Here is a 15113-nt window from a genome sequence, read left to right on the forward strand (position 1 = left end):
GACTGAACGCGTGTTTACTGCGCAGGCGTTGCACCCGTGGCCCGTCATTTCATCACCTCGACCGGGAACGCCGCACTGCCAGGTTGCAGGAACAGAAGGACACCGCGGACCGATGCACCTGAACCTGCGGCCACCGCTCTGCAGTACGCGTCGATCTGGGGCCGGTAGTAGGTGGTCCGCCGTCCAATCCCTCCTGTAGGAATTTCGTCCGTCTTGTAGTCGACAACCACTACTGACCCGTCGTCCTCGCGGTACACCAGGTCGATGAAACCCTCAAGGATGACGCCATCGGGCTGCTTGGTGGCGACATAGGACTCCCGCCAGTGCTGACGCTCGACGGCCCTGGTCACGATGGGCGAGCTGAGCGCCGAGCGCACCAGTCCGCTCACCACCTCTGCCAGCTCAACCACACCCTCGGCAACACACTGCGCACTGACTGCCTCGGCCAGCCCTTCGCCGGTGGCGAGATTGATCTGCTGAAGCACAGCGTGCACGGCGCGCCCGACTGCAGTGCCGTACCGGCCTTTCGACCACGGCGGAAGTTCGACGTCGCGGGGGCCTTTCGCAGCGCCCGGATGCGCAGGCTCGTCAACCGGCGGAGGGTCAGCACCGGTCCGTTGAGCCGAACGGCCGGCCGGGTCGGTGCCCTCCAACCCGGACGCGTTGATGACCGAAGATGCCCGGGTCGAAGCCTGGATCTCGTCGAGCTCGGCCTCCCACTCGCCAAAGTCCGGAGGCGGGAGCAGTTCGAAGGAAGCCGGTCGCGGCGGCTCAGGGGTGACTGCCAAGAATCCGACCGAATCTGAGGCTTGCCCAGCTCCGCCGTCAGCCAGGACCCTCGCGCTGGTCTGGACAGCGGTGGGGTTGCGATGCAACGACACGACCAAGTGGTCTCGAGCCCTCGTCGCTGCCACGTAGAGCAGACGAATGCGCTCGTACTGATCCATCTGCTCATCCAGGGGTTGGACATTCTGGAAGTCGTTGGTCTGCACCAGCTTGTTCAGCTTGACCTCCCAACCTCCGTCACGGGGCCAGATCACTTCCACACCGGATCGATTGCGTGGCGCCGAGGTCATCCCGGCCATCACCACCATCCCGAACTCAAGGCCCTTGGCGGAGTGCACCGTCATGATCCGCACCGCATCGACGTCAAGCTCCGGTAGGACGGCCTCAGCAACACGGGCCGTCTCATCGCCTTGTCTGGCCGCCCACGCGAGATAGGCCCGGAGCCCGCCGTGCTGAGCTTCCGACCACGCTCGAGCATGGTCGACAACGAACCGGAGGCGCCGCCAGACGTCGCGAGCTCGGGCTTCGGTGGCTGCTACCTCGAGCATTCGACCGTCGGATACGATGGCGGCCAGGAGTTCGCTGGGCGGCATCCAGCGGCTGCGCCAGTACAGGTGCCCCAGGTAGGACATGGCGACGCCCACCGGATGGTTGGCGAGCTCATTCGGGACGGTAGCCAGGATGTTGAACGATCCACCGGCCTGCTTCCACGTCCACAGGTCGTCGTCGCCGCAGCCGAAGAGCGGCGAACGCAGAGCGGTGACGCACGAGAGCAGGTCGGTCGGATCGGCCAAGGTTCTGGCTGCCGCCATCAGGGAACGTATCTCGGCAGCCTGATAGACCAAGGAACTGGACTCCGCCCGGTAAGGGACACCTGCGAGATCGAGTGCCTCCTGCAGGAAGGGCAACGCGATGCGCGTGGGCAGCAGGATCGCGACGTCCGATCGTCGAATCGGCCGCCATTCCTCGGTGGCGGGGTCCATCACTGTCCACGCCTCTGCGAGAGCTTGGCCCACCACCGCGGCCACATCCGCTGCCTCCGCCTCGCGAAGCGCGTCTGCAGTGAGCTTCACGGCATGCTCCTCGAGCCCGAGGATCGTCACCGCATCGCCATGGCCGACCGCTGTCCGGTGGGTGGAAAGCGGCTGGTAGGCCGGTTGAGCATCCTCCACCGACGTGATCAGCGTGCCGAAGACCTCGTTGACCCAGTCGAGCACCGGAGCGACCGTGCGGAAGTTGGTGGTGAGCGCGACGGTATCCCCGACTTGTTCCTGTGCGGCGAGGTAAGTGCGGATGTCGGCGCGGCGGAACCGGTAGATGGACTGCTTCGGATCGCCGACGACGAACAACGAGCCGGCGGGGACCTCAACATCGCGCCAGTCGTCGTCCCCACCGTTCGCGCCCGCCGCAATCCGAACAGCCAGCTCGATCTGAATCGGGTCTGTGTCCTGGAATTCGTCGAGGAGCAACCGTTGGTACTGATGGTGCAGTGACTCGCGGACGTCGCTGTTGTTGCGTAGCAACCGACGAGTGAGCACCAGCAGGTCGTGAAACTGCAGCCGGCCATCTGCGGCGCGCTCGGCGGCGGACCGAAGGACCTGTTCGGCGATCCATCGCGCCAACGGACGCAATGTCGCATTTGTAAAGGATGCCAGTGCGTCAGCCATGCGACTCGTCAAATCGGTACATTCGATTTTCAGACCAGCCAGATCGGGCCAGGACGCTTTGCGCCCGACGTTCAGCTTGATCTTCGGTGCTGCGAGCAGGACGTCGACCAGATCTCGAGCTGTGTCGGCTGAACGAGCGGCGGCAGCCCAATCCCCAAGGTTGGCAAGTGACGGCAGAAATTTGTCGCCGGCGTCCGTGCATTCGTTGGAGCGCAGCGCCAGCCGGGCGGCTTCGTCGGCGAGCCCACTCAGGTCCGGAAGCGGCGTTGGCGTCGGCGCTACACCGATGACACGGTCTTCGACCAGATCCCAGTCGGATCCGAAGGCCTTGGCCAAGGAACGGAGCTGTTCGAGATTTGTGCCGCACGCCATCGCCAGGAGCAGCTGCTCCGATAGCTCGGCATCATCAAGCAACTCGCGCTGCAGCACCGACCAACTCTCGTCGAATGCAACGGATGTGCCAACCTCGTCAAGAACCTCGATCAAGGGCGGCAGTCCGGCTTCGATCGGGTAGGTGGTCAAGATGCGCTGAGCGAACGAGTGCAGGGTGCCGATGGCTGCCGAATCCAGATCCGACAGCGCTTGCTCGGCGGTTAACCTCTTAGCTGAGTCTGGATCGTCTCGCCAGGCCACTTCGAACTTGGCTCGCAGCCGATCGCGCAGCTCGGCGCCTGCTTTTTCGGTAAATGTCACCGCTGCGATGCCGGACAACGGGATGCGATCTCGCAGGACAAGCGTGGTCACCCGTCCGACCAGAGACTGGGTCTTGCCGGAGCCGGCGCCTGCGTCGACAAACAGGGTCGCGTCCGTGCGGTCGCGGATGCTGGTCCGGGCGTCGCTGTCGCCCAGAGGTTGGCTGGTCTGGCTCACGCGGTCACCTCCGGGTCGATCAGTTGCAGCAGGTCAGCGAGGATGGTGCTGCCCCGCTTTCGTTCCCAGCTTTCACGCACCTCACCGTGCCCGATACCGTCGGGATTGCAGTAGTGGCACTGCACCCATGAGAAGTCCGCCTGCTCCGGAGCCTTGGCCGGAAACAGTCCGCCGGCTATGCCATCGACCAGAACTTCCAAGGTCTTTGCGTACCGGCTCTCGGTTGCGGAGGTCAGTTCAATCACAATTCGTCTGGGTACACCGTTTGCACCACGTCCCTTCCGCACGAACCAGTACTGGGCGCTGACCGGTGAGTCACCCAACGACTGGCGGGCGGCATGCGCGTAGACGGGCAGCTGCAGAAGGGTGCCGCCGGCGACCGGGTCCTTCTCCAGCACGCTGAACTTCTGAGGGCTTCCGGTCTTGATGTCGGTGACAAGCAAGGTCCCGTCGCGGGCGCGGTCCACCTTGTCCGCGCTACCACGCATCCTGACGACCCGTCCAGAGGGAAGGGCGACTTCGACAGCCGGGTGCCCGTCCGACCCGAAGGTGAGCTCGGTCGTCAACACCTCGGCTTCGCGCCCTTGGCGCCATTCGTTGTCGTCTCTGAGCATCCGGGCCAGATCTGACAGAATCCGCACTCTCTCGGCCGCCCACAGCATGGGATGTCCGGTCAATCCGCGGGTTTCGAAGTCGCTCGCCTTCCTCGAGGCAATCTCGACAAGCTCTGCCCGTTGCTTCTCCGTCCACGGCACCCCGAACGACGGCAACGAGTGCGCCTGCCCGCGGACGAACTCATCTATCGACTGATGGATAAGGTTGCCAATGTCGAGAGGGCTGATGGTGATGAGCTCTTCGGGTTGTTCAAGTGGTTCCACCCGTAGAAGCCGCTTCATGAAGTACCCGTGCGGGCAGACTGCGTAGGACTCCAGTTGGGTAGGGGACACCAGTCGATCCGCAGCGGTGAAGTCCGGCAGTCCCGCGCTCCCGGTCAGGTTTCCGTCAAAGCGGGTGAAGTCCGGGCTCTGGCGCTGTTCGATCAGGGAAGCCGCTGCGTAGACCCGCTGGTCGCGGAGGATCCCGACGCCGGCGGCACGGATTCGCCACTCCTGGGCGGTCGCCAATCGGGTGGTCCTCAGTAGCGAACCTGCGAACGACGGCGAGCCGACTATTGCTGCTGATTGGCCGGTCTCCCACTGGGTTGCGGCAAGTTTCTCGACGCCGGACAGCTGACGCAGGCTTGGCAGCAGCCATCGGCTGGGTAGTCGCAGGGTGCTGCGCCGCAGGTCACCCCGCGGGAAGGTGGCCACCACCTGTGGTGCCGCGGCGAACGCGGCCAGTAGCTGGCGAAGTTGTTGTCCTACTCGGTCTTTGCTGCCGGAGAGTTGCGGAACCGCATCACGGACTCCATCGGGCAGGAGGGCGTCGACATGGCTGCGACCAGGGTAGGTGTCCTCGGCGAGGCCAACTACGTAGACGACGTCGAGATCCAAACCCACCGCCGCCGAGACCGGACCGACGAAAACCCCTTCGCCGAACCGGCCCACCCGTGGCCGAGCCGACTGGAGTTCATGCGAGAGCAACTCGGCCAATCGCGGCAGATCAGCGCTTGACTCGACAATCGCCAATGTTGACATGGCGCGAATCGCCTGCTCGATGGCGACGGCGGAGTACTGCTCGTCCGGCGGGATGTTCGAGAGGTCTGACGGCTCGCCGTAGAGGTCATGGAACAGGTCGAGCGCCCAGGCCGCCAGCGCCGGCCAAGTGGTCTGGGCGAGACCCTGCTCGAGGCGAGAGCGCAGGCTCAGTACGAACGAGCGCATGCCGTCGGCCGAATCGATTTGTCGGGTCGCCTCGTCGATGCGGCTGGGGATCGGATCCTCGCGCGCCTGCTCGGTCGCGATCATGGCCTCTTGGAGGTCGCTGTAGGCAGTGAGACGGTGATCCCAATCCTCACCGCTGACGACTGCAGCGAATCTCGACACCCGCTCCCACCGAGAGATCGGCAACATGCCGGTTCCGGCGGGGTTGCGGACCGGAGCCTCGGCCAAGGCGCGAAACAGCTCGGGCCGTCGGAGCTCAAGCCCCAAGCCCAAGATCCCGAGGAAGCCTCGCGAGATGGCTCGCTCATCCACAGCTCGCGTGCCGGGCCCGTTGACGAGCAGGCCCGCGGCGCCAAGCTGCTCGTGCAGCTGTCGTGCGTACGGGATCGCCCTTCCGTAGAGCACGGCAATACGCTGGGGCGCCGTCGTTGTCAGCGAATCGATGAGCTTTCGAACGACGACTCGCACTTCGTCGTCCGAATCGGAGGCGTGACGAATCGCGGTGGCTGTCGGCGCTGTTGGAGCCGTCGAACCCGTATGAAATCCGAGTGCTTCAAGCGTGTGCAGCACTGCCGCATCGGCCGTCGCCTCGCCCGCGAAACCGGCGAGGACGGTCAAGCCGAGTCTCTCTGCCAGCTCTCGGGCCAAGCCAATCTCGGCGTTCGACAACTCCTGCGGCAGGTAGAGGACCAGCGAGCCCAGCTCGGTACTGGGACGGTCCCTGATCCGCTGCGCGGCGGTGTGAAGTAGCTCCACCTCGTCGTAGCAGGTCGCTTCGACTGCGGAAGCCACGGCGAGATGGAGGTCGATCAGGTTGTGCTGCAGAGCCCCACTGGCCGCGACCGCCTCCAATGCGTCGCGATCCAGGTTGCGGAGGTCTCGATGCGCCTCTGTCAGCGCCCTGATGGTGGCCGCATGGTCCTTGACGCCGGCAAACAGGCCCGGGTTGTCGTTGAGTGCTGTCCGCCAGGCCGCGGCGACCAACGCTCGAGTGGCCGGAACCCGGGGACTGAGGCTCGCAGCCGCTAACTGCTCGGCAAGCCGGGGGAGAGTGCTGATCCACAGGCCCGCGATACCCGTCGCGCCCGGCGTCACGCCCGTAGCGAGCGCTCGACGGGCGGTGATGCCGGCGATCTCGTTGGGCACCAGCAGGGTGACGGGTGCCATGGGGTCGGCTGATTTCAGCTCGGCCATCAGAGATCGCAGCGCCGCGATTGCCGGCGCGCCGTAGGCGGTAGTGATCAGCCGGCTCTTGCTGAGGCTCATCCGGAGCCACCTCCGACAGGTTCGCCTCTACTTGGCGCCCGAAGGTCGAGCCGCAGCTTATCGACCTGCCCGTTCGAGCTGGTCATCGCCAGCAACTCAACCAAGTCCTCCTGACGCGCTTGCCCAAACGTCATTCGGTAGAGCGCGAGGTCGCGCTTGATGCGGCGCAGCTTCCCGATGTCTGAGCTGAGCGGGAATGGCATCAGTTGCCGGACGACTGCGGCGTCGCCTGGGTACATCCAGTCCGGCACCAGCCCGCCCTGCAGGTCGATATCCTCTGCGGCGATCCGATAGGCGGAAGCCCAGGGACTCTCACTGCGGTCCGCCAGGATGCGACGGTGGTGAGCAGCCACCACATTCTTGCGGAGAGCGTGCCCGCGATAGCGGTTCACGCGGCCTTCCCGCTGTTCGAAGTCCACAGGGTTGGCAGGGACGTTCCAGTGGACGAGGTGGTGGCACCACCAGTGGAAGTCGATTCCCTCTTGGCCGACACTGGTCGACGTGAGGACGAACGGCCAGAACGGACTGTTGAAGGCGCCGCGGACCTCCGCCGGCCGGGCGTTCTTCTCTTCCTGCCGTCCCGAGCCGTACCTCACGGCGAACCGGGCTTGAAATGGGATCCGTGTCTCTGGCGACGTGGGGTCGAATGCCTGGTAGGCGGCCGATCGCAGGGACAGAGCCGACACAGCGGCGCTTGCGAGAGTGAACAAGCTGGCGTCATCGATGACCCCGGTGCCCTCCGCCGGCATGAGGTGGAACAGGTACTCATCGAGCACCGACTGCAGGTTCCCAGCCGCGCAATAGAGCAGCACCTTCTGCCAGTACGGGATCTTCGCCTCCGGATACAGAAAGTCCAGCAGGACAATCGATTCCCAGCGGCTGAACAAGGATCGAAGACCGGAAGCCAGTACAGCCGCGGCTTTCCAACGGCCGAGGTCCGTGACTGGTCCGTCGGTGCCAGCGAGTCGCCCGAGCGCCCGCCACGCGCAGTTGGCCGGCGAGAAGAGCGCGAGACGAGCCAGCACCTCCGCAAGATCTGGCGGACAAGCAGTCCGGTCTGGCGGTGCATCGGTAGCGGTGAAGGCGAGGGCGACGTGAGCGGCCAGTGCAGTCGAGTCGTCTTCCGCGTCTGGATCTCGTTGAGATCCGCCCAGAGCGGCCACCAAGTCGGCCTGTCGGAGAACGTCGAGACGCCCTGGAAAAGAGTCAGATCGCCCCACACTTCTGGTCCAGTACCAGAGGTCGGACGCGCTGGCATTGCTGGTATCTCCGGTCGGTAGAGAGGCAGACAGACGCCCGGCAAGATCGGACACCACCGAGTTCTCATCCAGGGCGACGCCGAACCTCTTCGCGTAGCCCCACGGGTCGCCAAGCTCAGCGAGACCGGGCATCGGCCAGAACAGGGCAAGCGAAGTCATCGACGCTGGGCGACCTGCGTCGACGCGGTACGTCAGGCGGGTGGCTATCCGACGGCGTGCCTCCGGCGTGTTGAGTTCCAGCCGGTCGCTCAGAGCCGAGATTTTTCGGTCGGCTTCATAGCTCAACAGCGCTGAGACCGCGGTGGGGGTGGCGGTCCACGACGAGAACACCAGCCGTTTCGTGATGTCGGCCATTTCCGGACCTGCGTACGGGCCACTCGCCCTGAGGTAGGGAAGCGAGGCCGGCATCCAAAGGAGCTGTTCCCAACCTGCGCCGACGGTGTCCTTGGCCAGAGCGCGCAGCCTGGCGTTTCCGAAGTCGACCTGCTCAAAGTTGGTGATCTCGCCGGCGTCGAGACTGCGCTGCTGGTCCAGTAGGGCCCCGATACGTAAGGACTCACGCGGATTATCCAGTCCTGCAAGGACTTTGTCGCGGATCTGGTAGCCATCCATGAAGTTGATGAAGTATGGCGACGACTTCCAGTACTCTACCGGCGCCTGGCTATCGACGCCCTCGGCGAGCTCCTGGATGCGGACGAAATCAACGATCTCGGCGGGCTGGATCGGTCCGGCCTCCGTGATGACCTCGCGGATGTGCGTGATTCCTGTCAGCTCCGGCCGTTCCGCGCGCGACATGACGGTCAGCAACTTGTCCTGGAGCCCGTCGACGAGGACCGGGCTCAGGTCGCCCGAGATCATCGACTCCCGGAAGGAGTCAAGACTGCTCGCGATGTCCGCGGTCGAGGTGGTCGGACAACCCTGACACAGGAAATCGATGGTCTTCAGGAAGTCGGCGCGGTGGTTCTCGCCGGCTGCTGCCTCCTCGGCATAGGTGAACGGCTTGTAGGGAGTTGCTGACAGCAGAAGGACCCGGGCGTCCCGATGGCTGAACAGCTGATCGGCCATTTCGCCGGCCTCGGTCCCTGGATCAAGGAGTTCCCGGAACCGCTGGAACTCGTCCAGGATCACCAGGTCGGGCTCAAGAGAGTCCACACTCACCCGGGCAAGGACATTCCGCATTCTGGAAATGATTCCGGGTATCTGTTCGCTAGCGGATTTGGACAGCGCAGAGCGGCCAATAGTGTCCTCGAGCAACATTTCAAACTGCTTCAGCAGCGGTGCTGCTCCGGCGATGGGTTTTTTGATTTCAGTGAGGAATGGGACCGAGATTGCCTCATCGATACCGGTGGTGAGCTGACCCTTCAACATGCTGACTTCGTCAGCGAACCGCTCCCGAAGCTTGACTCCGCCCTGGAGAAGTCGTTGAGCTGCAGTCTGTCGAGCCCCACGAAGATCCAGCGCTTGGTCCAGAAGCAGCATCAACAGGGCGCGCTCCTGCACCAGCCCGGTGCTTTGGCCCTTGTTGAACGAGGTGCCCGGGGTGAACGAAATCAACTTGATCGGTTTCAGGAAGCGTCCGTCGTTCTCGCGGAGGTACTGCATGTTGGTTGCCAACATGGTCAGCCGACTGGTCAGCGTCTGGGCCCGGTCTCCAGTCACCCTCATCCGGCCGATGTTCTGTCGAGCCAGATCGAGATTCGAGCAGACATAGACGATGTCGATGCGGTCGACTGTTGGATCGTCTTGCAGCTTTTCGATAGTTCTGGCGATCACGCCCCGCGCCACCAGGCTCTTTCCAAGGCCGGTCTCGTCGGCTACCAGGAACCGTCTGGTCGGATTCTTGCCGTACATCCGGCCGACGACATGTTCGACGGTATCGCGTTGAAAGTTTTTAAGGCCAGCCAGGATTGGTTCTGCCTCGAAGCGTTCTGGGCTCACGGCGCGTCCTTCGCCAACATGTCTCTCGCCGCTCTGACGGCGGGCCAAAGCTCGGCGAGCCCGGGAGGCAGGACGTGTCGCCGTTCCGGATCGTTCTGCAGGTTCAGGATCAGGGCGTCGAGGTCGTCCAAGGCTCGAGGGTTCACGGCCATCGCTCGGAGCACGCTCTCCAAGATTCCTCCACTGCTCGATGCGAAGGATCCTCCTCCGTCGCCCTCGCCGAGCATCCAACCGGACGCGGAGGGGTCGTTGAGACTGAGCAGCATTCGCAGGAACTGGAGAAACTTCTCGGGCGTATCCAGCTGACGCGCGAGGATCTCGTCCAGTCGACCATGTGGGTCGCCGATCAAGGTCGCCGGAATGACGGCACCGCCGACCAGCCCCTCGGGCGAAGTGACCCGCAAGACCAGAAATGCTGAGATGTCGGCGAGTTCGACCTCGGTGTAGAGGAGGTGCTCGTTGCCGGCCAGGTCACAGCTATACCCGGGTCGCGTCAGCAGCTCGAGACTTCCCCAGTACCCGTCCGGCAGGTTTGCCAGTGAAGCGGTGCGAGCGGTCAGCTCGTAGCGGTTGGCCTCGCCGGCTTTTACGTGGATCTGCCAGTCCAAGGACGCGATACCGCGCACAATTTCATCGAGGCGCCGCTGAGCCTCGTCGTTGGCGTCAGGCGCGCGCCCACCCGGTGGGTCATAGTCCTGCAGCAGGTGGCCGAGCCCCTCGGCGCCCAGAAGAGCGTCGACACCGAACGTCTTCCATCGGCCCACGAACTCGACCAGGATCTCGACGTTGCCTCCGAACGCAAATTCCGTCGCATTGGCAGAGCCGATGAAGAGGTGTGCCTGGTTCGCACGCTCGACCGCGTAAATTTTGGCGTGCAGGCCGGACAGAAGGCCGGTACGCCCTTCATTTTCGTCCTCCGGGTCATCGACGTTCAAGTCGGCGTTGGGATCGAAGATAGTCCTCCGACTCGCGCGCTTCAGGCTCTCTTCGGTCAGCCCTTCCAGTGACTCAACCCGTGACACCAACGTCAGGTCACGCGTGGTGGGGGCAACGATGGCAAGCCCGTTGTCGGTGAGGAACGGCGACACCACGAGGTGCCGCGATCCTGTGAAGTCGACTGCGGGTTGCGTACCCGGGAGGCCCCAGACGTGGAACATCATGTCGGTAGCGTCCGCGGGTAGTTCCCAGTTGACCCGTCGGAGGTCCTCGGCGAACTCACGAATCCGGGCAGACCTGCCGGCCGGGAGGGTCGTCGTGGTGAGTCCTGGCAACGATCTGAGGAGTTCTACCAGCGGCCTGTTGGCAGCTTGCGGCCGCGTTCCGGCATCGCCGTCGACGCTCACCACCGCGTCCCAGCAGGCATCGGGCGTCAGGTTTCTGCTCTGAATCAAGAGGCGATACTTGACATCGCTCCCGTTGCGGTACTTCAGGAACCATACTTTGGGGTGGAAGAGGTGGCCGGGTCGCGTTGCACGTACGGTGTGCACCATCGGCTCCAGGAACGCCATCAGAGCGGAAGCTTGCTGCGGAACCGTGATGCAGCCGGCTTGGCAGAATAGATCCACCTGCTCCGATGCTTTTCGAACGGTCGCGAGGATCGCCATCGGGTTCTTGGTCGTGGAGAGAGCGCCGGCTGCGAAGGCCAAAGGCGGGATCAGCGCGGACGCCAAGTCAAGGGTGAAGGTAGTGCCCACAGCGTGTTCGAGTTCGTAGTCGACTGGCGGGCGGAGTTGGTCGAGCAGGACGGCCCGCGAGTCAGGTGCCAGCACGCGCAAGGCCCTCCTTGATGTCGGTGACCAGGCGCTTGACCAGGGGCCAGCGGAACACCAAGCGCCCTTGGCCCGACGCACCTTGCCATCGGGCCAACATCCGCTCGTTGGTGAGTCTGGACTGGTTGCCCTTCTTCATCGACTCTCTTGCGGCGATCATCGACCTCAGGCCTGGGTCGTTTGCAGCATCATCGGCGCGCCCACTGACCACGGCCTGGATCCACTGGTCGACGAACTGTCTTGTGGGGGCACCGATCCTCGGCGCGAGGTCGTAGGCCATCCGCCACATCTTCTTCGTGCTCCACCGGTAGAGCTGATCGGATGATTCTTGACGGTCAGAGGCCCAACGCTTCAGTTGGTCGGCGTAGTAGGACGTCGGTTCTACGAGGGACGTGAACTTCCTTTCCTCGTAGCGTTCGGCGACCAGCAGGGTGTAGAGGAGAGCAGCACCCTCCATCGCGAGGGAGAACATCTCGGCATGGTGAACGATCGACGTGGTGTCTGAATCGCCGTCAGTACAGGCAGGCTCGTTCCACGGTGCCGTCGAATCCGCACTGAGCGTGGCATCGGACCGGAGGAGGTGGGTTAGGACGGATCCTGGCGCGGCAAGCATGATCCGATCACGCAGCCAGCTCGCTTCCTCGGCCGTGAGGTCAAAGCCACCCTCGACTTCCTGTGGGAAGGTCGGCGGTGGCGCCGGTAACGTCGGCGACCAGTCGCCCACGATTCGGTCGACAAGTTCGTCTGCGCCGGTCACCAGCCTTGCCGGCGAGCCGATCTGATCCAGCGATAAGGGGCTGGTCAGGATGCCGTAGCGCACCAACGCCGACCAGTAGATTGCCGACGGTAGCGTCTTGACATTGACGCCGGCCTGCCTCCCGATGAGGCCTTCGCTCTGGTTGGCAAGCTTCATCGTCGTGATGAACCGACGCTCCTGGGCCTCCCCGCGTCTGCGGACCGTGCCCTTGGCTGATGACTTGGCCGATCGCTCGTAGATCCAGGGCACGAAGAGTAGGTAGCGCGCACGGGTCTGGATGGTGGAGGTCCCGGGAAACATGCAATCGCTGAACGCGTCTCGAATTTGGCCGATCCCCAACTCGTCCAGGGTGCCCTTGTCCGCGAAGAGGGCCACGATCTCCCGCACCCGTCGCTGCTCGTCCGGGGACGTGTCCATCCAGGCGATCAGTGACACCGTCCCACCCCTCTTGCGTCCGACGTTGGTCGCAGGACGTACACCCCCGGCCACAGACCGTCAGTATTGTCATGGGCCGACTGGGTGCCAAGAGGTGGGGTCGGGCGTCACCCGATCGAGTGGGTGGCAGCCAGTCAAGACGCCTAACTGTGGATCCCTTCGCGTGTCGGCCAAGAATGGAATACGATGTCCTGGTCGATGGGCAGCTCCTGCTATAAGTCGGCCATTCGAACATCCGTTGACGCGGTCGACCTAATTATGGGTATAGTTTAGGACAAGACTCAACTACTACGGGAAAGGATCAAGCAATTGTCCTATGACGAGGAGACGGGGTACCGAGAAGTCTCTATAGCTGCGGTAGCCGATTTCGCCATAAAATTCGTCGCCGGTGAATATTCTGCTATTCGTCAGGATATTCCGAAGCCAGGGTTTGGTACTGTCATCGTGCGTAATTCAGAGAAAAAAGCATATCGCGACAATACCGGGTCCGTTTGGTACTTTTCAGGTAGGTGCCAATGTGAAAAAGCGGGCTCGGTCGATTGTGGCAGCCTCGTTCCAGGCGGAAGATCCTAAGCCCGGCGGCGTCTTATGAAAGCAGGTGGGTGACGCTTTGGCGCGAGGCATCGCTCCGGCTCAGATCGCGTTGACCCTATCTCGTGCGGGTTTGGAGGCGCTGGATCCCTATCCGGGGAGCTCAACACCATGGCGGTGCCGCTGCTTGACGTGTGGTGAGGAAGTGACCCCAACGTGGTCAAATCTCCAGCGTGGCCAGGGCGGATGCCGGTACTGCGCTGGCTCTGACTTGCCACCGGCAGCTCTACTTCGAGTGATGTTGGATGCCGGCGCCAACCCCGTGGAGCCCTACCCCGGCCGGAACAACCTGCCGTGGCCAGCTCGATGTATGGTATGCGGTCGCGATGTTGCACCGGTCTATTCGAATGTTCAGCGCGGCCAGGGACCTTGCAAATATTGTGCAAGGCGGGGTGTGGTGCCGGACGAGGCTGAACAACTCATGCGCAAAGCGGGACTGCAACCGCTGGAATCTTACCCGGGTTCGGGAAGTTCGTGGCGCTGTGTCTGCACCCGATGCGGAACGGAGAATAGACCCCGATACGCTAATATAAGGTCCGGTCACGGCGGATGCGGGACCTGTGCGGGTAAAGTCGCAAACATAGAGGCCGTGGTCTCCGAGATGAAACGGGCTGCCGTCACCCCGCTCGAGGCCTACCCCGGCGCCAACCAGCCCTGGTTGTGCCGGTGCGACCGGTGCCAACGTCTGGTGACACCGCGACTGGGTAACGTGCGGCTGGGTCAAGGTGCCTGCAAATTTTGCGGCCACGTCGGAGTCGACCCAGACGAGGCCGCCCGTCGGATGCTTGAGATCCAGCTCCTCCCGCTGGTCCCCTACCCAGGAAGCGGTGAGCCCTGGCGGTGTGAATGTATCCGGTGCGGCAATATGGTCGAGCCCCGGCGGGACGACATTCACAGTGGTGGCGGTGGTTGTCAGTTTTGCGCACCGAACGCACCGATCGACCCTGCCACGGCGATGCAGGTGATGCACAACAATGGGCTGGTCACACTGGATCCATACCCGGGGGCGGGACGGCCCTGGCGCTGCCGGTGCGAGACATGCGGCCGGACGGTGACCCCGTCCTTCGCATCGGTGCGGGTGGGTCTGCGCCATGCCGATACTGCTCCGGCCAGACAGTCGATCCTGCGGACGCAGTCCGGATCATGGCCGTCGCGGGATTACGCCCGTTTGAGCCGTACCCCGGTTCTGCAGTGCCGTGGCGAAGCCATTGCGAGGTCTGCCGTAATGAGGTGACGCCGAGATGGACTAACGTCCGCTACCGGGGCAGAGGTTGCATTTTCTGCGCGGCGTGGGGGACTGATTACAGCGCCCCCACGGTCCTGTACCTCATCGAAAACACTGCGAGGCGGGTACGCAAGATTGGTATCGCCCCGGAATCAGCACCACTCGGCTTGCTGTTTGGGGCCGACGCGGCTGGCAGGTTTCGAAAACTTGGGATTTCGTCACCGGTGCTGCCGCCTACCGCGTCGAACAGGTCGTCATTATTTGGTGGCGACGCACCCTCGTTCTACCGTCGAAACTCATTGACGAGGATGGCTGGACCGAGACTGTTGACGCTGACTCGGTCACGGCAGAGAACGTCGTGAGTTACGTGACCAGCTTGCTTCTCAGCGAGGGTCCGAAACGGTAGCCAATGATGAGGAGCCGACAGGTGCTGTTTGAGCCGCCCTGAGGGTTCTCAATGAACCGCCTCTGGAAATCGCACTGGATAAGTCTGGAAATGTGCTCAGTCTTGATCATCCTCAGTTGCCGGGCTGGGACCCGATGGGGGCGCCGCGCCAACGCTCCTGGTCAGCCTGATCAGATCACGGACTTCGCCGGCGGTGGGCTGAAGTTCGTAAGAGTGGTGATGACAGCTGTCGCTTGCCAGCGTGATAGGACCACCGCGTTGCCACGAGCATGGGACCACCGTGGGGTGTGGTTGAGCATGCCGGTCACCGCCCGGCCGGGT

General features: G+C 63.5%; 5 protein-coding genes. All 5 read right to left on the reverse strand.

The genetic code is table 11. From position 1 onward, the window contains the following. Positions 1 to 44: 44 nt before the first annotated feature. The 5 genes from ABIB25_RS27435 to ABIB25_RS27455 all read right to left on the reverse strand — a co-directional run bounded on the left by ABIB25_RS27435 (position 45) and on the right by ABIB25_RS27455 (position 12624). The gene (locus ABIB25_RS27435; protein ID WP_354531699.1) at positions 45 to 3323 is read right to left on the reverse strand and encodes a UvrD-helicase domain-containing protein; all 3279 of its coding nucleotides are present in this window, start codon (positions 3321 to 3323) and stop codon (positions 45 to 47) included. Beyond that, positions 3320 to 6412, reverse strand: coding sequence for a PD-(D/E)XK nuclease family protein (locus ABIB25_RS27440; protein ID WP_354531700.1), 3093 nt, complete (start codon positions 6410 to 6412; stop codon positions 3320 to 3322). Before ABIB25_RS27440 ends, ABIB25_RS27435 begins: the two co-directional genes overlap by 4 nt. Continuing rightward, positions 6409 to 9609, reverse strand: coding sequence for a helicase C-terminal domain-containing protein (locus ABIB25_RS27445; RefSeq protein WP_354531701.1), 3201 nt, complete (start codon positions 9607 to 9609; stop codon positions 6409 to 6411). Before ABIB25_RS27445 ends, ABIB25_RS27440 begins: the two co-directional genes overlap by 4 nt. After that, a complete protein-coding gene (locus ABIB25_RS27450) occupies positions 9606 to 11213 on the reverse strand; it encodes a phospholipase D family protein (RefSeq protein ID WP_354531702.1) in 1608 nt (535 codons plus the stop codon). Before ABIB25_RS27450 ends, ABIB25_RS27445 begins: the two co-directional genes overlap by 4 nt. A 151-nt stretch (positions 11214 to 11364) precedes the next feature. Beyond that, positions 11365 to 12624 carry a DUF6361 family protein gene (locus tag ABIB25_RS27455; protein WP_354531703.1) on the reverse strand — a complete coding sequence of 420 codons (1260 nt, stop codon included), beginning with the start codon at positions 12622 to 12624 and terminating at the stop codon, positions 11365 to 11367. Between the last annotated feature and the right edge of the window lie 2489 nt (positions 12625 to 15113).

Origin of the sequence: Nakamurella sp. UYEF19 (assembly GCF_040546275.1) — a bacterium.
Taxonomy (GTDB): domain Bacteria; phylum Actinomycetota; class Actinomycetes; order Mycobacteriales; family Nakamurellaceae; genus Nakamurella.

Bases quoted from the DNA above. Each gene is read 5' to 3' on its own strand.
- ABIB25_RS27440 (WP_354531700.1), bottom strand. From the start codon at position 6,412: ATGAGCCTCAGCAAGAGCCGGCTGATCACTACCGCCTACGGCGCGCCG.
- ABIB25_RS27450 (WP_354531702.1), bottom strand. From the start codon at position 11,213: ATGGCGATCCTCGCGACCGTTCGAAAAGCATCGGAGCAGGTGGATCTA.